The 19,437-nt window shown below is 66.4% G+C and carries 25 protein-coding genes; 7 read left to right on the forward strand and 18 right to left on the reverse strand.

All coding sequences use genetic code 11. The features are described 5' to 3' along the window. Window positions 1-93 precede the first annotated feature (93 nt). Window positions 94-903: a phosphatase gene (locus BJ987_RS01820; protein ID WP_209884070.1), complete on the forward strand. Its 810-nt coding sequence runs from the start codon at window positions 94-96 to the stop codon at window positions 901-903. Between the two features lie 193 nt (window positions 904-1,096). Further along, entirely contained in the window at window positions 1,097-2,596 is a 1,500-nt protein-coding gene (locus tag BJ987_RS01825) for an esterase-like activity of phytase family protein (protein ID WP_307869415.1), read from the forward strand. Between the two features lie 42 nt (window positions 2,597-2,638). Here BJ987_RS01825 and BJ987_RS01830 read toward each other — a convergent pair whose 3' ends face one another. Beyond that, window positions 2,639-3,199 (reverse strand): TetR/AcrR family transcriptional regulator, encoded by a 561-nt coding sequence (locus BJ987_RS01830; protein WP_209884072.1) that lies wholly within the window; start codon window positions 3,197-3,199, stop codon window positions 2,639-2,641. A gap of 91 nt (window positions 3,200-3,290) precedes the next feature. On the opposite strand from BJ987_RS01830, the gene BJ987_RS01835 reads away from it, so the two are divergent. Then, complete coding sequence (locus BJ987_RS01835) at window positions 3,291-4,106, forward strand: SDR family NAD(P)-dependent oxidoreductase (protein WP_209884074.1); 816 nt, start codon at window positions 3,291-3,293, stop codon at window positions 4,104-4,106. Window positions 4,107-4,224: 118 nt separating this feature from the next. On the opposite strand, the gene BJ987_RS01840 is transcribed toward BJ987_RS01835, so the two are convergent. The 14 genes from BJ987_RS01840 to BJ987_RS01905 all read right to left on the reverse strand — a co-directional run bounded on the left by BJ987_RS01840 (window position 4,225) and on the right by BJ987_RS01905 (window position 11,358). After that, complete coding sequence (locus tag BJ987_RS01840) at window positions 4,225-4,665, reverse strand: type II toxin-antitoxin system VapC family toxin (RefSeq protein WP_209884076.1); 441 nt, start codon at window positions 4,663-4,665, stop codon at window positions 4,225-4,227. Next, on the reverse strand, window positions 4,662-4,886 hold the full coding sequence (locus BJ987_RS01845) for a ribbon-helix-helix protein, CopG family (RefSeq protein WP_209884078.1): 225 nt from the start codon (window positions 4,884-4,886) through the stop codon (window positions 4,662-4,664). The genes BJ987_RS01840 and BJ987_RS01845 overlap by 4 nt, the downstream gene beginning before the upstream one ends. Window positions 4,887-5,026: 140 nt before the next feature. After that, window positions 5,027-5,299: a 30S ribosomal protein S17 gene (gene rpsQ / locus BJ987_RS01850; protein ID WP_209884080.1), complete on the reverse strand. Its 273-nt coding sequence runs from the start codon at window positions 5,297-5,299 to the stop codon at window positions 5,027-5,029. Next, window positions 5,296-5,535 (reverse strand): 50S ribosomal protein L29, encoded by a 240-nt coding sequence (gene rpmC, locus BJ987_RS01855; RefSeq protein WP_209884082.1) that lies wholly within the window; start codon window positions 5,533-5,535, stop codon window positions 5,296-5,298. The genes rpsQ and rpmC overlap by 4 nt, the downstream gene beginning before the upstream one ends. Beyond that, entirely contained in the window at window positions 5,535-5,951 is a 417-nt protein-coding gene (gene rplP / locus BJ987_RS01860) for a 50S ribosomal protein L16 (RefSeq protein WP_040704375.1), read from the reverse strand. Before rplP ends, rpmC begins: the two co-directional genes overlap by 1 nt. Window positions 5,952-5,955: 4 nt before the next feature. Continuing rightward, the gene (gene rpsC / locus BJ987_RS01865; RefSeq protein WP_209884084.1) at window positions 5,956-6,762 is read right to left on the reverse strand and encodes a 30S ribosomal protein S3; all 807 of its coding nucleotides are present in this window, start codon (window positions 6,760-6,762) and stop codon (window positions 5,956-5,958) included. After that, a complete protein-coding gene (gene rplV / locus BJ987_RS01870) occupies window positions 6,763-7,176 on the reverse strand; it encodes a 50S ribosomal protein L22 (protein WP_209884086.1) in 414 nt (137 codons plus the stop codon). Beyond that, entirely contained in the window at window positions 7,173-7,454 is a 282-nt protein-coding gene (gene rpsS, locus BJ987_RS01875) for a 30S ribosomal protein S19 (RefSeq protein WP_019045020.1), read from the reverse strand. Before rpsS ends, rplV begins: the two co-directional genes overlap by 4 nt. Before the next feature lie 14 nt (window positions 7,455-7,468). After that, a complete protein-coding gene (rplB, locus tag BJ987_RS01880; RefSeq protein WP_209884088.1) occupies window positions 7,469-8,305 on the reverse strand; it encodes a 50S ribosomal protein L2 in 837 nt (278 codons plus the stop codon). Between the two features lie 33 nt (window positions 8,306-8,338). Next, on the reverse strand, window positions 8,339-8,644 hold the full coding sequence (gene rplW / locus BJ987_RS01885; protein ID WP_030522697.1) for a 50S ribosomal protein L23: 306 nt from the start codon (window positions 8,642-8,644) through the stop codon (window positions 8,339-8,341). Further along, a complete protein-coding gene (gene rplD / locus BJ987_RS01890) occupies window positions 8,641-9,330 on the reverse strand; it encodes a 50S ribosomal protein L4 (RefSeq protein ID WP_209884090.1) in 690 nt (229 codons plus the stop codon). The genes rplW and rplD overlap by 4 nt, the downstream gene beginning before the upstream one ends. After that, entirely contained in the window at window positions 9,327-9,995 is a 669-nt protein-coding gene (gene rplC, locus BJ987_RS01895; RefSeq protein WP_209884092.1) for a 50S ribosomal protein L3, read from the reverse strand. Before rplC ends, rplD begins: the two co-directional genes overlap by 4 nt. 14 nt (window positions 9,996-10,009) lie before the next feature. Continuing rightward, window positions 10,010-10,315, reverse strand: a complete 306-nt coding sequence (gene rpsJ / locus BJ987_RS01900; protein ID WP_003938093.1) for a 30S ribosomal protein S10 — start codon at window positions 10,313-10,315, stop codon at window positions 10,010-10,012. Between the two features lie 518 nt (window positions 10,316-10,833). Further along, window positions 10,834-11,358 (reverse strand): hypothetical protein, encoded by a 525-nt coding sequence (locus BJ987_RS01905; protein WP_209884094.1) that lies wholly within the window; start codon window positions 11,356-11,358, stop codon window positions 10,834-10,836. Window positions 11,359-11,452: 94 nt separating this feature from the next. Between BJ987_RS01905 and BJ987_RS01910 the strand changes: the two genes are divergently transcribed. Both BJ987_RS01910 and BJ987_RS01915 read left to right on the forward strand, forming a co-directional pair. Then, complete coding sequence (locus BJ987_RS01910; RefSeq protein WP_209884096.1) at window positions 11,453-11,929, forward strand: hotdog fold domain-containing protein; 477 nt, start codon at window positions 11,453-11,455, stop codon at window positions 11,927-11,929. Between the two features lie 83 nt (window positions 11,930-12,012). Continuing rightward, window positions 12,013-13,209: a lycopene cyclase family protein gene (locus BJ987_RS01915; protein ID WP_209884098.1), complete on the forward strand. Its 1,197-nt coding sequence runs from the start codon at window positions 12,013-12,015 to the stop codon at window positions 13,207-13,209. 27 nt (window positions 13,210-13,236) lie between these two features. Here the strand turns inward: BJ987_RS01915 and BJ987_RS01920 are convergent, their stop codons facing one another. Genes BJ987_RS01920 through BJ987_RS01930 form a run of 3 tightly spaced genes read right to left on the reverse strand, consistent with a single transcriptional unit; the run spans window position 13,237 to window position 15,907 of the window. Beyond that, window positions 13,237-14,085, reverse strand: a complete 849-nt coding sequence (locus BJ987_RS01920; protein WP_209884100.1) for an ABC transporter permease — start codon at window positions 14,083-14,085, stop codon at window positions 13,237-13,239. After that, window positions 14,082-14,864, reverse strand: coding sequence for an ABC transporter permease (locus BJ987_RS01925; RefSeq protein ID WP_307869876.1), 783 nt, complete (start codon window positions 14,862-14,864; stop codon window positions 14,082-14,084). Before BJ987_RS01925 ends, BJ987_RS01920 begins: the two co-directional genes overlap by 4 nt. Before the next feature lie 38 nt (window positions 14,865-14,902). After that, window positions 14,903-15,907, reverse strand: a complete 1,005-nt coding sequence (locus BJ987_RS01930; protein ID WP_209884102.1) for an ATP-binding cassette domain-containing protein — start codon at window positions 15,905-15,907, stop codon at window positions 14,903-14,905. Window positions 15,908-16,181: 274 nt separating this feature from the next. On the opposite strand from BJ987_RS01930, the gene BJ987_RS01935 reads away from it, so the two are divergent. After that, the gene (locus BJ987_RS01935) at window positions 16,182-17,699 is read left to right on the forward strand and encodes an aldehyde dehydrogenase family protein (RefSeq protein WP_209884104.1); all 1,518 of its coding nucleotides are present in this window, start codon (window positions 16,182-16,184) and stop codon (window positions 17,697-17,699) included. A gap of 126 nt (window positions 17,700-17,825) precedes the next feature. Further along, a complete protein-coding gene (locus BJ987_RS01940; protein ID WP_209884106.1) occupies window positions 17,826-19,430 on the forward strand; it encodes a lipase family protein in 1,605 nt (534 codons plus the stop codon). The last annotated feature ends 7 nt before the right edge of the window (window positions 19,431-19,437 follow it).

The following is a 19,437-nucleotide window of genomic DNA, read 5'->3' on the forward strand; positions in this document are numbered from 1 at the left end:
TCGGCAGCAGCGTCGCCGGAATCGCGATCGATCCGTCCGGCGGGTCACTCCGCCGGTCTAGCGCACATCCCGGCCGCCGGGCACAGTGGAGGTATGGCGGTCGCGAGCGGGTCCCGGATTGATCGAGAGACGTTGCGAGAGCATTTGGTCCGCACCAGGATCGCCGGTGAGGTGGCCACTTCGCGTGAGGCCAATCTGGCGAACTTCCGGCTCATGGTCGCTCGCGACCCTCGCTATCAGTTCGGGTTGCGCCTGCGCGAGTGGACCTTCGAGGAAACCCTCGCCACGATGGCCCGCCTCTGCGGCGTCAACCCCGACCCCGCGCACGTCCACGGTGTCGACACCATCGACCCCGATCGCACCATCGACGCACTCGACGCCATGGCCGAGCGGATCGCGCACGCCGCCCGCCACCGGTCCACCGTCCTATTCGCCACCGGTCATCCCGCCACCCTGATGGGCGTCTACCGCGCCGTCGCCGACAAACTCCTGGCCGCGGGCTGCACGATCCCCACCCCCGCCGAGAACTGGAGCTACGCCTCCTCCACCGACGGCCTCAAATACCGCGAAATCACCTACACCTCGGGGGTGGCCGCGCTGGTCAGCAAGGCCGGGGAATATCGCCACACCCACGACCCCCAGCCCATGCAGGCCATACTCACCGAACTGCGCGGCACCGGCACCTGGCCCGCCCTGGTGATGGCCGACCACGGGTGGGCGGGGGCCGCCGGTGAGGCCGGCATCGAAACCGTCGGCTTCGCCGACTGCAACGATCCGGCACTCTTCGTCGGCCAAGCCGAAGGGAAGATCGCGGTCACCGTCCCGCTCGACGACGGCATCTCCCCCACCCACTACCGCCCGCTCATCGCCTACCTCTTGGCCCGCGCCGGTTTAGCGGACTGAGTCCAGCGGGCGGCATGTCGCTCGGCACGCTGTCTCCCCGCCCGGCGCGGGCAGCGGTGTGTGGCAGGCTGGTGGCGGACAGTGTTCAGGTTGCGGCCAACTGGAAGTCGGACTGGGACGGTAGGCATCGCTGGTGAGAATCTGCCGTAGAACCCGTGGCGCACTCGTCGCCGTCGCCGTAAGTGCCCTGGCCGTGAGTTGTTCGTCCGAGCCGGCCGCCGACTTCACCGCCACCAAGGACCAGCCCTTGGTGATCAGCCTGGACGAGTTGCTGGCCGAGACCGGGGGAACCGCGGCGGTCGCCATCGCCAATCCGCGGCACGGGACCATTACCCGGCGGACCGACGGCGCGGTGGTGTACACACCGGCTGCCGGATACACCGGACCGGACAGCCTCGAGGTCACCACGACCGACGCGGTCCGGCTGTACACCACCGATATCCAGCCGCTCGGTGAGTTCGGCGGCGTGACCGTACAAGGCAGCGCTTACGGTTCCGCGCTGGTACCGGTACCAGGATCCACCGACGAGTTCTACGGGCTCACCGATCGCGGACCAAACGTGGACGGCAAAGCAAAGAACGAAAAGCTCGCCGTGCTACCGGATTTCACCCCGCAGATCGCCAAGTTCAAGCTGATCGGCAACAAGGCCGTGGTGCAGTCGACCGTCCTGCTGCGCGATCCGGCCGGGCGCCCCTTCAACGGGCTCGTGGACGTGTCCGCCGACACCGGCGAGACCATGAAGGACCTCGACGGGAACGTGCTCGCACCGAGCGATCACGGAATCGACAGCGAGGGGCTGGTGGCGCTCGCCGACGGAACCTTCTGGGTCTCCGATGAATACGGCCCGTTCCTGGTGCATTTCGATGCCGCGGGCACCGAGTTGGAGCGGCTCGCACCGGGACGAGGTTTGCCGGACGAACTGCGGTTACGGACGCCCAACCAGGGCATGGAGGGCCTCACCGTCACGCCCGACGGGAGCACGCTGGTGGGCATCGTCCAAAGTGGTTTGACGACAGCCGGTTCCACCGCGCCCCGGGAAGTTCCGATGACCCGCATCGTCACCGTGAACCTGAAAACCAAGGCAGTCAAGGAATTCGTGTACCCGCTGGAGAATCCGAAGGACAAACTCGGCGTCTCCGAGATCACCGCGCTGTCGGACTCCACTTTCCTCGTCGACGAGCGCGATGGCGGCAAAGCGCCCAACGCGAACAAGAAGCTGTGGACCATCGATATCGCCGATGCCACGGACATCGGCCCCCAATCCACTGTCGTGGGCGCACAATACGATCCGCGGCAAGGATTGCAGATTGACGGCAAGCCCCTGGAAACCTGGGTCGGCACAGTCCCCACCGCCGACGCCGTCGCCGCCTTACGGAAAGCCGGAATCACCCCGGTCACCAAGAAACTCACCCTCGACCTCGGTACCCTGGTCGACTCCCTGAGCCCGCACGGCGCCTTCTTCGCCCACGACAAGATCGAAGGCTTGGCCACCACCGACGCCGGAAAAACCCTCTACATCGCCAATGACAGCGACTTCGGCCTGGAAGGCTCCAAAGGCGACCACCCGCCCTACGCCCTGAAACCGAAGACCATGCCCAACGGAGCCCAGGACTCCGGCGAAATCCTCGCCGTCGACACCACCCGCCTCCCCGCCGGAACCGAAACCAAAACGATCCATCTCACCGTGAATTGAGCAGCGCCAGAAGGGCTTTGGTGACGGCCGGACGCGTCGGGATCAGTTCGAGGCAAGTGCGCGGAGGGCGAGTTCCACCTGGTGTGCGAGCGCGCTCCGCTCGCTGTCCGGCATCAACTGCGCGATGCGGATCAGGCCGAGTAGCTGATAGGCGACGTCGGTCGCAGTCACATCCGGCGCGAGGGTCCGGTCGATGTAGGCGCGGTCGACAGCTTGCTGCCCGACCGACGTGAGGTGGGCGAGGCAGCGCTCGAGGTCTGCGTCCGACGGGGCGCCGCCTGCCAATACCTCGGTCATCGCCTTGTTGGCGGCCAGACCGGTGAGCGTGGTAGTGAAGAATTCGCGGAGGCCGTCGAGCGCGGTTTTCCCGGCGGGCAGCGCGGCTTGCGCGAGCGCGGCGAGATCGGTACCGGTCACCGCCTGAACAAGGTGTTCGCGGGTGGGGAAATGCCGGTAGAGGGTGCCGATGCCGACGCCGGCAGCCGCGGCGACCGCCCGCATATCCACAGCCATACCGGACTGCCGGAAAGCCTCGCTCGCCGCGGCGAGAATGCGTTCTCTGTTGGCGACAGCGTCTCGCCGTTGCTTGTGGTCCGGTGCCATTCCGCCATCATAGCCGAATCGGAACACGCGTTCCGCTTGGTGCTACGCTGTAACGGAACACACGTTCCGCTGCAGGAAGGCACAGGCAACGATGCACACGATCGTGATCACAGGCGGCACCGACGGCATAGGGGCGGCGCTGGCCCGGCACTACCTCGCAGCCGGAAGCCACGTCACGGTGATCGGCAGGAACCGCGACAAGTTCGATGCGCTGGTTGCCGACGCGGATCCGTCGGCGGTGGCGCGGGCCGAGTTCCTCGCAGCCGACCTGTCCCTGGTCGCCGACAGCCGCCGCGTCGTCGATCACCTTCGGACCCAACATCAGCACATCGACGCGCTGGTGCTGGCCGCCTCCTTCATCCGGCAGCGCCGACACACCACAGCCGAGGGACACGAGGCGTCATGGGCGCTGTTCTTCCTCAGTAAATACCTATTCGTCACCGAGCTCGCCCCGCTGCTGCGCGCTGCCGAACGGCCGGTGATCGTGAACATCGCCGTCCCCGGCGCACGAGCCGACGCCATGCACTTCGAGGACCTGGAAATGATTCAGGGCTTCACCTTCAAGCGGTCCAACGCCCAGCAGCGTCGCGCCAACGAACTCCTCGGCATCCGCGCCACCGACGACAACCCCGATCTCGCCTACCTCACCTGGGGACCGGCCCGGCTCGTGCGCTCCAGCTTCGCGGGCGAGGTCGGCAAGGGTATGCGCCTCACCGCCACCGTGCTCGGCCGTCTGCTGGGCCAGCGCCCGGAAGCCGCCATCCAGCCGATCATCCGCTTCATCGACAACCCGAACCCCGGACGCGCCGCCTACCGCGGTGCAACAGAGTGCGCACTCACTGTCGGCGACCACGACGAGGAAGACGCCACGCGCCTGGCCGCGGCGGTCGCGGAAAGCCTGAGCTGACCCATCGGCACATTCGGCCATCCCGGAAACGACGGAGGCCCGCTTCCCAGACGCAAAAGGACTGCTCGGAGTGCCACACCAGCATCGACGATTCCAGCCGGTCGGCCGATAAGAGCATTCAGGACGGACTGTCGTCAGGCAGGAGCCTGAAGGCCGGATACCTGTTCAACGGGCGCAACACCCTGAAATCGCGACGATCCAAGGTGAGGACGGCGTCGGTGTCGTACTCGTCCGCGAGGGTGACACAGACAGCGTCCACCAAGTCCAGGTTCAACCCGTCATAGGTGGACCGGACAGCGAGCGCCGTCTTCAGCTGCATCGCATCCATATTCGCCAGCACGATTCGAGTCGCTGCGACCCGATCCGCGAGCAGCCCGAGAATTCCGTCGGCCGCCTTGCGGCCTGCACGGATGCTTGCGACGTGATGGACTTCCGTCAGCGCCAGCGGGCTGACAACCAAGGCGCTCGCCGCGTCCGCCGCTCGCCGTGCGGCGAAGTGCTCTGGTTCCGAACGGTTGAACAGTGCGAGCAGACCGGAGGTATCGGCGACCACGATCATGCGGAGCGATTCATCGCATCGTGAATCTCGTCCTTGCCGATCGGACCACCAAGGTCGAAGGTGTCTTCATCGGTCAACAACGGCTCGTCCCATTGACGATGCCGCATCAAGTACAGGCGGACTGCATCGCGGGTGATTTCGTGTTTCGAGCGCCCTTCGGCGTCGGCCTGCGCGGTGAGCGCCGCCTCTTCATCTTCAGGAAGCCGCATCGTCCATGCCATAGCTTCATGATACCTACCGTGATACCGCTCCTAGAAGTGAGCTCCGAAAGTTTCTAATCCTTATCCCCGATACGACAAAGGCCCGCTTCCCAGACGGGAAGCGGGCCTTCGAGTATCGACTTGTCAGCCGAGGAGGAGCCTTACTTGGCCTTCTCCAGGACCTCGACCAGACGCCAGCGCTTGGTGGCCGACAGCGGGCGGGTCTCCATCAGCTGAACGCGGTCGCCGATAGCGGCGATCTCGTTCTCGTCATGCGCCTTCACCTTGGAGGTGGTGCGAATGATCTTGCCGTAGAGAGCGTGCCGGTGCCGGTCTTCCAGCTCGACGACGATCGTCTTGTTCATCTTGTCGGAGACAACGTAGCCGCTGCGAACCTTGCGGCTGTTGCGCTGCCCCTCAATCTTCTCGCTCATGCCGCATCTCCCTTGCCAGCGGGTGCCGTGGCCAGGCCGAGCTCGCGCTCACGCATGACCGTGTAGATGCGCGCGATCTCGTGACGGACGACGCGCAGACGACGGTTGTTGTCGAGCTGACCCGTCGCCATCTGGAAGCGCAGGTTGAACAGCTCTTCCTTCGACTCGCGCAGGCGGGAAACGAGTTCCTCTTCGGTGAGCTCGCGGAGCTCTGCGGCTGGTGTACCGGTTGCCATCAGAACTGCTCCTCCCTGGTCACGATCCTGCACTTCATGGGGAGCTTGTGCATCGCGCGGCGCAGGGCCTCACGAGCGGTCTCCTCGTTGGGGTACGACATTTCGAACATCACGCGACCGGGCTTGACGTTCGCGACCCACCACTCCGGCGAACCCTTACCGGAACCCATGCGGGTTTCGGCCGGCTTCTTGGTCAGCGGGCGATCCGGGTAGATGTTGATCCAGATCTTGCCGCCACGCTTGATGTGGCGGGTCATCGCGATACGAGCCGACTCGATCTGTCGGTTGGTCACGTAAGCCGGCTCCAGCGCCTGGATACCGAACTCACCGAACGCCACCGAAGTGCCGCCCTTTGCCATTCCGGAACGACCCGGGTGATGCTGCTTGCGGTGCTTGACCTTGCGAGGCATCAGCATGGCGTCAGCCCTCCTGATTCTCTGCCGGAGCGGCTGCTTCCGCGGAAGCGGCCCGTCCGGCCTCGGTGCTGGTCGCCGTGGTGCCGGTCGAGCCGGACCGACGCGGGCGAGACGGACGCTCACGACGCGGACGGTCGTCACGACCGCCGGCCGGAGCGGCGGCGGCGACGAGCTCACGCTTGCCACCGACGATGTCGCCCTTGTAGATCCAGACCTTCACGCCGATACGACCGAAGGTGGTCTTGGCCTCATAGAGGCCGTAGTCGATGTCCGCGCGCAGGGTGTGCAGCGGCACGCGACCTTCACGGTAGAACTCCGAGCGCGACATTTCGGCGCCACCGAGGCGGCCCGAGCACTGCACACGGATGCCCTTGACGTTCGGCGAACGCATGGCCGACTGGATGGCCTTACGCATCGCGCGACGGAACGCCACACGGTTGGACAGCTGCTCCGCGACACCCTGAGCGACGAGCTGCGCATCCGATTCGGGGTTCTTGACCTCGAGGATGTTCAGCTGCACCTGCTTCTTGGTGAGCTTCTCCAGTTCGGCGCGGATGCGATCGGCCTCGGCGCCACGGCGGCCGATGACGATGCCCGGACGAGCGGTGTGGATGTCGACACGGACGCGATCCCGCGTGCGCTCGATCTCTACCTTGGAGATGCCGGCCCGCTCCATGCCAGTGGCGAGGAGCTTACGGATCTGGACATCTTCCTTCACGTACTCCGAGTACTGCTTGTCCGCGTACCAACGCGACTTCCAGTCGGTGGTGATACCGAGGCGGAAGCCATGGGGATTGATTTTCTGTCCCATTTACTTTGCCCCTCCCTTCCGGCGGTTGCGAGTTGCGCCACCGGCGGTGGGAACGCTCTCGACCTCGATGGTGATGTGGCTGGTGCGCTTGCGGATCCGGAACGCGCGACCCTGGGCCCGCGGCTGGAAACGCTTCATGGTCGCGCCCTCGTCGACATACGCCGTCGAGATGACCAGGGTGGCCGGGTTCAGGCCGAGGTTGTTCTCGGCGTTCGCCGCGGCACTGGCCACGACCTTGGCGACCGGCTCGCTCGCGGCTTGCGGCGCGAACTTCAGGATCGCCAGGGCGTCCTCGACTCGCTTGCCGCGGACCAGGTCCACGACACGACGAGCCTTCATCGGGGTCACGCGAACGTGCTTGGCGGTCGCGCGCGCAGTCGGATTCTGAACCGTCGCTGTGCTGTTATCGCTCATCGCCGCTTGCTCTTCCGGTCATCCTTGACGTGGGACTTGAACGTCCGAGTGGGCGCGAACTCGCCCAGCTTGTGCCCGACCATGTTGTCCGAGACGAACACCGGGACGTGCTTGCGACCGTCGTGGACGGCGAAAGTGTGGCCGATGAAATCGGGGATGATGGTCGAACGACGGGACCAGGTCTTGATGACCTGCTTGGTGCCCTTCTCGTTCTGGACGTCCACCTTCGCGAGGAGGTGGTCGTCGACGAACGGGCCCTTCTTCAGGCTGCGTGGCATTTCTTACCTCCTCCTTAGCGCTTCTTGCCGGTCTTACGACGGCGGACGATGAGCTTGTCGCTCGGGCGGTTGGGCTTGCGGGTGCGGCCTTCCGGCTGACCCCACGGCGAGACCGGGTGGCGACCACCGGAGGTCTTGCCTTCACCACCACCGTGCGGGTGGTCGACGGGGTTCATCACGACACCACGAACCGTGGGGCGACGGCCCTTCCAGCGCATACGGCCGGCCTTGCCCCAGTTGATGTTCGACTGCTCGGCATTGCCGACCTCGCCGACGGTGGCGCGGCAGCGCACGTCGACGCGGCGGATTTCACCGGAGGGCATACGCAGGGTCGCGTACGGGCCTTCCTTACCCAGCAGCTGGATGCTCATGCCGGCCGAGCGGGCCATCTTGGCCCCGCCGCCCGGACGCAGCTCCACCGCGTGGATGGTGGTACCGGTGGGGATGTTGCGCAGCGGCAGGTTGTTACCCGGCTTGATGTCGGCGGTGGGGCCGGACTCGATCGGGGTGCCCTGCGTCACGCCCTTGGGGGCGATGATGTAGCGCTTCTCGCCGTCCTTGTAGTGCAGCAGGGCGATGTTGGCGGTGCGGTTCGGGTCGTACTCGATGTGCGCGACCTTGGCCGGGATGCCGTCCTTGTCCATCCGACGGAAGTCGATCAGACGGTAGGCACGCTTGTGGCCGCCACCGCGGTGACGAGTGGTGATACGGCCGTGCGCGTTACGGCCACCCGTGCTGTGCAGCGGGCGGATCAGCGACTTCTCGGGGGTCGACCGGGTGATCTCGGCGAAATCCGAGACGGACGACCCGCGGCGGCCCGGGGTTGTCGGCTTGTATTTACGAATTGCCATGAGTTCTTCTCTACTTTCTGGATTCCCGAGCGCTTACGCGACCGGGCCTCCGAAGATCTCGATGGGCTTGCTGTCGGCCGAGATGGTCACGAGCGCGCGCTTGGTGTCCTTGCGCTTGCCGTAACCGAAGCGGGTCCGCTTGCGCTTGCCCTGACGGTTGGCGGTGTTGACGCTGGTCACCTTCACACCGAAGACCTTCTCGACGGCGATCTTGATCTGCGTCTTGTTGGAGTCCGGGTGCACGATGAAGGTGTAGGTGCCTTCTTCGATCAGTCCGTAGGACTTCTCGGAGATGACCGGCGCCAACAGGATGTCGCGGGGGTCGGCGATGGTGCTCACTTGCTCTCCTCCTGTGCGGCTTCGGCCGGGCCGTGCACGAAGGCGTTGAGAGCCTCGACGCTGAACACCACTTCGTCGCTGTTGAGCACGTCGTAGGTGTTGAGCTGGTCCGGAGCAATCGGCAGCACGTTTTCCAGGTTCGCCACGCTCTTCCACGCGGCAACGTCCTCGCGGCCCACGACAACCAGGAACTTCTTGCGATCCGAGAGCTCGGACAGGAAGGTCTTGGCGGTCTTGGTCGACGGGGCCTGCCCGGCAACCAGTTCGGTGATCACGTGGATCCGCTCGTTGCGCGCCCGATCGGAGAGGGCGCCACGCAGGGCGGCGGCCTTCATCTTCTTGGGGGTGCGCTGGCTGTAGTCGCGCGGCTGCGGGCCGTGCACGGTGCCACCGCCGACGAACTGCGGTGCACGGGTCGAACCCTGACGGGCGCGACCGGTGCCCTTCTGGCGGTACGGCTTCTTGCCGCCACCGGAAACCTCGCCACGAGTCTTCGTGGAGTGCGTGCCCTGACGCGCCGCAGCGAGCTGCGCGACGACGACCTGGTGCATCAGCGAGATGTTCGCGGTCACGTCGAAGATCTCGGCGGGCAGATCAACGGTTCCGTTGGTCTTGCCGCCGATTTCCTTGACCGGCAGGGTGAGGCTTGCGGCCTTCTTCTCTGTGTTTACTGCGGAGCTGGTCATGCGTGTGCACCACCCTTCACGGCGCTCTTGATCACCACGACGTTGCCGCGACGACCCGGGACAGCGCCCTTGATCAGCAGCAAGCCGTTTTCGGCATCCACCTTGTGAACCGAGAGGTTCTGGGTGGTGACGCGGTCATTGCCCATCCGGCCCGACATGCGCATGCCCTTGAACACGCGGCCGGGGGTGGCGCAACCACCGATGGAACCCGGGCGACGGTGCACAGCCTGCGCACCGTGCGAGGCGCCCTGACCGGCGAAGCCGTGCCGCTTCATGGTGCCGGCGAAGCCCTTGCCCTTGCTGGTACCCGTGACGTCGACGTAGGTGCCCTCTTCGAAGACGTCGGCCGAAAGCTCCTGGCCGATCTCGAAGGTGGACGCATCGGCGACGCGGATCTCGGCAACGTGGCGGCGCGGGGTGACACCGGCCTTGGCGAACTGGCCGGCGACCGGCTTGTTCACCTTGCGCGGGTCGATGGCGCCGAAAGCGATCTGCACGGCGCTGTAGCCGTCGCGCTCCTCGGTGCGGATCTGGGTGACGACGTTCGGTCCGGCCTTGATGACGGTCACGGGGACGACGCGATTGTTCTCGTCGAACACCTGGGTCATACCGAGCTTGGTGCCCAGGATGCCGGCCGCAGGCCTGCTCTTGTTATCAGTAGTCATGTCTCGAGTCCCCGTCACTGAATGTTGACGTCGACGCTGGCCGGCAGGTCGATACGCATGAGCGCGTCAACCGTCTTCGGCGTCGGGTCGAGGATGTCGATAAGCCGCTTGTGCGTGCGCATCTCGAAGTGCTCGCGCGAGTCCTTGTACTTGTGCGGCGAGCGGATGACGCAGTACACGTTCTTTTCGGTGGGCAACGGCACCGGGCCGACGACGCGGGCCCCGGTACGGGTCACCGTCTCGACGATCTTGCGCGCAGACGCGTCGATCGCCTCGTGGTCGTAGGCCTTGAGCCTGATGCGGATTTTTTGTCCCGCCACGCTAAGTGTCCTTTTCTCCGCTTTCGTTCGTGATCCCGGAAGCCCTGAGGCATTCCGTACCACCCTGCATTTACACAGCCCGAACACACGAAGACGTCTCACATTGAGACCACGATCGAGGCAATCGCCCGATCTCTCGCCGCTGTTCATCTGTCATGGTTCTCCGGTCCACGCGGTCGGGCGTGTCGTGCCGATCTTCGATCGGCATGGGCACAGCCGCTCAGCCCCCAGCCCGGATCAAAACTTCATCTCAGGCTCGGAACCAGTGTCCCGGACGTACTCGCACCGGATTCCCGGTGAAGCACACGATGTAGTACTCGCCTCGCTGATCCACCCCTTCCGCAGAAGTGGGCACGACCCTGTGCAAGGCAACCCGAACAGTATGCCCGACGCGATCCGCCGATTCAAATCCGCCCCCCTCGAAGCGGACGCGGCGCCTTGAACTGGGCGTTCACCCGGACCGGAGGGCTTCACCCACGATACCCAGACCGCGCCGACGACGGATAACCACCCGGTTGCTACTGCGCCCGAGCGGCCCGGCGCGCAGCCACCCGCGCACGGCGCTCGCGCACCCGGGCGCGGGCCGTACGCCAGGTGCGCACGCCCATCCACACCAGCGCGGCGAGCATGAGCACGCCGAGAAACGGTAACGGAGCGTGCCACCACCGCGACGCCGAGAGCCCCGCGGTAGCCGAGGCGTACACCTGAACTTCGGCCCCGGGCGCGCGCTGCCCGATCTCCAGCAGCCGCCCCTTGCCGGGTGCACCGTTCTTCAGAGTCCAGGTACCGAGGCAATAGTTCGACCGGCCCGAACTACCACCGCCCCCGCGCCTGGCCTGCGGTCCGGCGGCGATCAATTCGACGCGTCCGGGGCCTCGAGCCGCTTGATATCCGGTACAGCGCTCCACCGTCGCGACAACCTTGTCTCCCGTCAACACGAGCTCGGCATCGGCGAAGAACCCGACCGTCAAGATCGGGCCGAGCAGCAGCAGTACGCAGGCCGCCCCGATACCGGTCAGCTTTCGTTTCGCTTTGTCCAGCAAGGTATTTCACTCCCCCACGTCGAGCAGCCCCAAGTGCTCGGAGCTTAGTGCAGCCGCTCTGGGCGCGGAACTTACTTATGAGTAAGATAGCGGCATGAGCAAAGAGACCGCCACGTATCGGGGCTGGAAGAAGCTGCCGGACAATCGGCTGGGGCATGCGTTGTTTTCGCTGGGGATGGTGGCGCGGGTGCCTTATTTCGGCACGGTGCTGCCGAATGTGGTGCGGCTGGAGCCGGGGTTGTGCGAGGTGACCTCGCCCAAGTGGTTCGGGATTCACAATCACCTGGGGACGTTCCACGCGATCGCGGCGTGCAATCTGGCCGAGGTCGCGATGGGGATGCTGAGCGAGGCGACGGTGCCCGGGACGCATCGCTGGATTCCCAAGGCGATGAATGTGCAGTACCTGGCGAAGGCGGAGACGGGGTTGCGGGCGGTGGCGAAGCTGCCGGAGATTCCGGATTTCTCGCAGATCACCGAGGGCACGAACGTCGTGGTGCCGATTTCGATCTACGACAAGAACGGGCTCGAGGTGGTGCACGCCGAGATCACCACGTGGGTCACGCCCAAGTAGGCGCAGGCGGTGCGGCCGAGGTCACCTCGGCCACGCCCGGTCCTTTCTTGCCAGCGGCGGAGCGGAGCGGATTAGATGCGTCTATGACTGGCAGCGCGGGCGGGGAATTCGATCTGTGCGTGGTCGGGCTGGGCCCGACCGGCCGGGCGCTGGCACATCGGGCGATGCGGGCCGGGTTCCGGGTCGCGGCCGTCGATCCGCGTCCGGAGCGATTATGGCCGGAGACGTTCTCCTGCTGGATCGACGAGTTACCCGGATGGCTCCCGGCCACTGCCATCGCGCAGCGCATCGAAGCGCCCGTGGTGTGGACCAAGACCGAGCATCGGATCCAGCGCCCCTACTGCGTGTTGTCCAAGCCGGGACTGCGGGCGGCGCTGCCGCTGGACGACGCCACCGTCATCACCGGCCGCGCCACCCGGGTCGACGCGCGCGAGGTCGAGCTGCGGGACGGGACAATCCTCAGGGCCGCAACGGTTTTCGACACCCGCGGCCTGCCGCCGCTGGGTCGGCGCCGGGCCGCGAGCGCGCACGGCATCTTCGTCGACGCCGAGACGGCCGCGCCGATGATCGCCGACGGCGAAGGGCTGCTGCTGGATTGGCGGCCGGAGAACGGCGCGGGGCCGGACGAGCCGCCGTCGTTCCTGTATTCGGTGCCGCTCGGTGACGGCACGGTGATCTTCGAGGAGACCAGCCTCGGCCTACGCGGCGGTATGCCGCAGCACGAGCTACGCAGGCGCACGCTGAATCGTCTCGCCGCGCACGGAATCCGGCTCGGCGGGGATGAGCCCACCGAGGCCGCGCACTATCCACTTGACCAGCCGCCGCCGAAAAAGGGTGTGGCGCAGGCTGTTCCGTTCGGCTCGCGCGGCGGGATGATGCATCCCTGTACGGGGTACAGCGTTGCCGATTCGCTCGCCCTGGTCGACACCGCCGTCACGGCCCTGCAGCACGGCCGGGATCCGATCGAAGCCCTCTGGCCGTGGCGCGCCCGCCTCGTCTACTGGATGCGCATGCGCGGCCTCTGGGGCCTGGGCCGCTTGACCACCGATCAGTCCATCGCCATGTTCGAGGCGTTCTTCACCGAATCCGACCGCGGCCAGCGCGCACTGCTGTCCGCGCACGACGACTACACCGCGCTCGGCGCGGTCTTGTTCAACACCGTCGCGCACACCTGGCCGTTCCGCTGGCGCTACGACCTCGTCGGCTGGACCAACCGCGACCGGTGGGCCGACTATCCGTTCGACGCGGCCCCGGAACGCACCGAACGCCGCACCGGATAGTTCCGGCACGGCGTTCGGCGAGGTCGATCAGGCGCCGGTCTCGGCCGCGCGGCGGTAACCGCGGACGGCGGGCACACCGAACACCAGGATCATGCCCACGGTCCAAGCGATGGTCTTCCACAGCGCGTCAGCCACCGGCCCGCCATAGGACAGACCGCGCATGGCTTCGACCGCGCAACTCATCGGCTGATTCGCGACGATCTCCTGCAACCAGCCCGGATAGGCCATCTTCGGGACGAATCCGGTGTTGAAGAACATCAGCAGGGTGTTGACGATGGTGATCAAGTTGATCAACATGACGCCCTCGGTGATGGTGGCCAAGGCCGTGGCCAGCACCGCGAAGCCCACGCCGAACAGCACCGGCAGGCAGATCAGCGCCAACCCCGCGACCCAGCCCTGATCGAAGCGGAAACCGAGCGCGACCCCGACGACCAGCACGAACAGGGTGGTGATGAGTACGCGCACCGCCTCGGCGAGCAGCCGCCCGGTCAAACCCGCGGCACGATGCACCGGCATGGTCCAGAACCGCCCGAGCAGCCCGGTGGCCTTCTCCGTCTTGAACCCGAGCGCGGACACCACCGCGCCGGACATCGCCGCCACCAAGGTGATCATCGGGACCTGCCCGTAGATGGCGGGTTTGCCGGTGGCCGCGCTGATCGAGTTGCCGAGCACGACATGGAACATCAGCAGCGTCAGGGCCGGGAAGACCAGGGCCTGAATGGTGGTGGCGGGGTCGCGGGCCCACCCGAAGAGCAGCCGCTTGCACTGCAGGAGGCTGTGCGAGATGAGCGTGGCGACAGCGCTCTCGGATTGCGACGGCACCGCGGGCAGCGGCGTCCACCGCACCTCGCCGTGGGTTTCGACAACAGTGCTCATGACCGCCTCACACTCGCCCACACCGCAAACGGGATGAACACCAGCGCGGCTCCGATCAACCAGACCAGCGGCACCCACAACACCTGCCAGGTCACCCCGTCGGCCGCCATATCACGCATGGCGAAGGAGAACTGGGAAATCGGCTGGTTGCGAGCGAACGGCCGGATCCATTCGGGAAAACTGCGTTCCGGGACGAAACCGCAGGACAGCATGCCGAAGATCAAGGTCGGCAGGGTGAGCGCCTGACTCAGCGCCTCGGGGCTTTTGGTGAGCGAGCCGAGACCGTCGGCGCCGATGGCGAGCACCGTGCCGACCGCCAGGGAGAACAGGCAGAACAGCGCCGCCTGCCCGAACCCGGCGATGAACCGGAAGCCGATCATGTGGCCGAACAGGATGGCGGCGATCAACGACGTGGTGGAGCGGACCAGACCCGCCGAGATACGGGCGGACAACGGGACCAGCGTGCCGATCGGCATCGTCTGCAATCGGCTGCTCAGACCCGTCAGCGCTTCGAACGCGGAGAGCTGCGCGTTCGACATCATGGTGAACGCCATGGTCTGCAGCACGATGATCGGCATGACGAACTGGGCGTAATCGATGCCCTGGACCTTCATCACGAATTTCAGCGGCAGGTAGAAACCGAGGGTGAACACGAGCGGCGTCACCAGGGCGACGATCAGTTCGCCCTTGGTCGCCATGGTCCACACGATGCGACCGGTCAGCGCGCGCCACTGGGCGAACGAGGACGGCTCGGCCGACGGCAGCTGCGCGAACAGCACCGCCGGATCGGTCTCGAAACCGGACTTTTCGGCAGTTGTCACTGCTTGCCGCCCGAATGACCGGTGAGGGACAGGAACACGTCGTCCAGAGACGGCCGGCGCAGACCGATATCGGCGAGATCGACGCCTACGTAGTCCAGTCGCCGCAGGGCCTCGGCCAGGGTGGCGGCGCCGTCGGGCGCGGGGAAGGAGATCCGGTCGGCGGAACCGATTTCGGCCAGCACCGCCGCGGGCACCAGATCGCCGAGCGCGTCGGCGGCCAGCTGGAGTTTGCTCGGGTCCAGCGGCACCACTTCGCAGTAGCTGCCGCCGATCTTCTCCTTGAGCTCGTCGGCGGTGCCCTCGGCGATCACCGTGCCCTTGTCGATGACGATGATGTTGTCGCTGAGTACGTCGGCTTCCTCGAGGTACTGCGTGGTGAGCAGCACCGTGATGCCCTGGGATTTGAGCACCTGCACCAGATCCCACACGCCCTGGCGGCTACGCGGATCCAGGCCGGTGGTGGGTTCGTCGAGGAAGACCACCTCCGGGCGCACCACCAGACCGCAGGCGATGTCGACGCGGCGGCGCATACCGCCGGAGTAGTGGCGCACCGAGCGCCGGCCCGCGCTGACCAGATCGAACTGCTCGAGCAGATCGTCGGCGCGCTTGCGGGCGGCGGACTTGCGCAGGCCCATGAGGCGGCCGAACAGTTCCAGGTTCTCCCGGCCGGAGAGGTTTTCGTCCAGCGCGGCGTACTGCCCGGTCATCATGATCGCGCGGCGCACCCCGGCCGGGTCGGTGCGGACATCGTGACCGGCGACCACGGCGGTGCCGGAGTCGGGGGTGAGCAGCGTGGACAGAATTTTGACCATGGTGGTCTTGCCGGCGCCGTTCGGGCCGAGAATGCCGAGTACCCCGGCTTTTTCCGCCGTAAAGCTGATGCCCTGTAGAGCGTGCACGTCTCCGAAGGACTTGCGCACGTCTTCGACAAGGACCGCGGTCTCGCGTTCCGGCCCGCCGGGGCTGTCCACGTGCGATTCTGGCTTGGTCAAGCTCGGCATCAACTCTCCACTATTGGCGCAACGGCAAGGCGTCTCCGGAGGAGATCCGTCCCAATGGGCGTGATGTTACCGGCTGGGTGAAACCGGCCGAGGCTCCAGCGCTGTACCCAGTTCCGCTCGCAGTTAAGTGTGTCGTTGCTCACAGTCACCGAATTCCATTGGCGCAATTCGGGATCGGCGCTGGTCGGGCCGCCAAGGGCAGTGCGGTGGCGGCGGCAGTGCCTTGTCGGGCCGTGAACACGCCCATACCCTGCAATTCAGGGAGGTGAGACCAATGGCCGAGTCCGCGCAGCCACGGTTGGCAGGGCATCGGGGTGGCTCGAATGTGCTGACTTCGTATGACCCTCGTACCGGGGAAGTCGTCGGAAGTTACGCGGTGATGGGGCACGGTGAACTCAACCGCACCGTCCGTTCCGCCCGCGCCGCCGAAAAATGGTGGGCCGGTTTGGGTTTCGGTAGCCGCAAACGCTGGCTGCTGGATTGGAGGCGCAGCATCGCCCGGCAGGCCGGCGAACTGGTGGACCTGGTCTGCGAGGAAACCGGAAAACCCGAGGCGGACGCGGCCATCGAGGTGATGCTCGCGGTGGAAACCCTGGATTGGGCCGCGCGCAATGCCGCCCGGGTCCTGGATCGCCGCAAACTCGGCTCCACCTGGCTCACCCGTAATCAGCACGCCTCGGTCGGCTATCTGCCGCTCGGCGTGATCGGCGTGCTCGGTTCCTGGAACAACCCGGTCTTCACCCCCATGGGCTCGATCGCCTACGCCATGGCCGCCGGCAACGCCGTGGTGTTCAAGCCACACGAGCTGACCACCGGCGTCGGCGTCTGGCTGGCGGAGAGCTGGACCAGGCTGGCGCCGAGCCAGCCGGTGCTGCAAGCCGTCACCGGCGAGAAGGCCACCACCAACGCGTTGTGCCGGGCGAAGCTCGACAAGATCGCCTACGCCGGGTCGGACAGCGGTGCGCGCGAGGTGATTTCGCTCTGCGCCCAAACCATGACCCCGGTGGTGATCGAACGCGGCGGCAAGGGCTCCATGGTGGTGCACGTCGACGCCAAGCTCGAGGACGCGGCCGAGGCGGCCGTCTTCGGCGCGATGGCGAACGCGGGCCAGAATCCCACCGGCATCCAGCGGGCCTATGTCGCCGATTCGGTGTACGACAACTTTCTGGAATTGGTCATCGAGCAGGCGCGCAAGCTGCGGCCCGGCGCGGACAAACGGGCGAGCTACGGGCCGATGGTGGTCGAATCCCAGGTCGACGTGGTGCGCAAACAAGTGCGCGACGCGCTGGCCCGCGGCGGCAAAGCCGTTGTCGGCGGGCTGGATTCGTTCCGGGAGCCCTATATCGAGCCGATCGTGCTGGCCGAGGTGCCCGAGGAGAGCGTCGCCGTCACCGGTGAGGCGTGCGGGCCGGTCCTGGTGGTCAACCGGGTGCCGTCGATGGAGGAAGCCGCGCGGCGTATCAACGCCACCGGCAACGGTGTGGCGGTGTCGGTGTTCACCCGGGACACGGCGAGCATTCCCAGCTTCGCGGAACGGCTGCGGGTGGGCGTGGTGACCATCAACTCGTCCACCCTCTACGCCGGTATACCGGCGCTGCCCTTCGGCGGGCTCGGCGAATACGGGCAGGGCCACAGCCATGGTGATCAGGGCTTACGCGAATTCAGCCGGACCCTGTCGATCGCGCGCAAGCGTTATCGGGCGCCGGTGAATCTTTCCACTTTCGACCGGCAGGGGCGTCATCTGCGGACGGCCCGCACCATGTTCCGGATTCGGCACGCCCGCCGCACCTGAGCACCACCCGTTCCGATGACGCGCCGGTTCCGGCGATTCCGCATTCCGACTAGTCGGTCTCCTCTAGGCTCGGAGCCGGCTCGTTCCGCACCTGATCGGTCAATTCTCGGCACATCGGAGGTCGGCGTGACTGCAGTGGTTGATTGCTCGGATCTTGCCAACGGCACCCTGCTCACCGTGGAGCCGCTACCGCGAGAGTTGTGGCCCGAAGGCACGAAACAGGGTTACCGCATCGAATACGTCGCCTCCAATTTCAGTGGCGGAAAGCGCGCCGTCGGCGGTTCGGTCTTCGTCCCGGAATCCGGCGCCACCCCCTCCCCGGTCCTCACCTGGGCGCACTGCACGGTGGGCAGCAACGCCCACAACGCGCCCTCGAAGGTGGGACTGATCCCGGAGGAGCGCGCGCACCTGGCGCAGTGGCTGGCCGCCGGATTCGTGGTCGCCGCATCCGATTACGAGGGGCTGGGGACCAGTGAACCGCACCCCTATCTCGACGGTGAGGCGATCGCCGACGACGTCATCGACATCGCGCGGGCGGTGCACCACATGGACCTGGACGTCGACAACCGCACGGTGATCGGCGGCTTCTCCCAGGGCGGGCACGGCTCACTGTTCGCGGCGGCGATCTGCACGGCCTATGCGCCGGAACTGGACCTGCGCGGCACCGTGTCGCTGGCGCCGCCGGTGCGTTTCCTGGAATTCATCCAGCCCTACACCGCGGACGGCGACAAACCCGTGCACGCCCTCGTGCCCACCATCCTGGCCGGGCTGCGCAACCGCCGGCCGGAATTCGATCCGGGGATTCGGGTCAGCCCGGTGGGCCGCGACCTGATCGAGGCGGCGACCCGGCAGTCCATGGCGGAACTGGATGCCCTGTGCTCGGCCACCACCAACGACGAGGCGGGGATCACCGGAATCGCGACCTGGCAGCCGCTCATCGACGCCCTGGCCTCGACGAGTCCGCCGGTGACCAAGTACGACCGGCCCCTGTTCCTCTGCGCGGGCGGAGCCGACCCGGTCTTCACCTCGCGACAAGGCAGTGGATACTCCACCGCCCTCGCCGAGTGCGGCTCGGATATCACGTTCCAGGATTACGAATCACTGGACCACTTCGGGCTGCTGGAGCCCGCGGCACACACCGCGACCCGCTGGGCCGCCGATCTGATCAGCTCCACACCAGCCGCGACCCCGGCCGCGGACGAGCGGGCCGACGATCGAGATATCCGCTTCCGGATCCTCGATGCCACCGGCGACGGGCGCATCGGACCGGACGACTTCCGCGTCCATGCGCTTCGGCTGGTGCAGAGCTTCGGTCGTCCGCTGGGCGACCCGACCGCGATCCGCGTCCGCACGGGCTACGAGCAGCTGGCCCGGCAGCTGATCCAGCACTACGACCGCGACGGCGACGGGTACGTCGACCTGAACGAATTCCTCGCCTCGGACACCGACCGCACCTCGCAACCGATCGCCGGCACCGTGCGCGAACTGGTCTCGGCGATCATGGAACTGATCGACACGGGCGGCGACCACCGGATCACGCGCTCACGGTTCCGAGCGGTGACACACGGTCTGGGCATCGGCGAATCCGAATCCGATCTGCTCTTCGGCCTGACCGACACCGATGGCGACGGCTATCTCGTCGAGGAGGAGTTGGCCGCGAGCGTCGTGCGTTTCCTGACCGGCGACGATCCCGGCGCTCCGGGCTATTGGCTGTTCGGCCGGTCGGAGTGAAACCGCG

This window comes from Nocardia goodfellowii (assembly GCF_017875645.1).
GTDB classification, from domain to species: Bacteria; Actinomycetota; Actinomycetes; order Mycobacteriales; family Mycobacteriaceae; genus Nocardia; species Nocardia goodfellowii.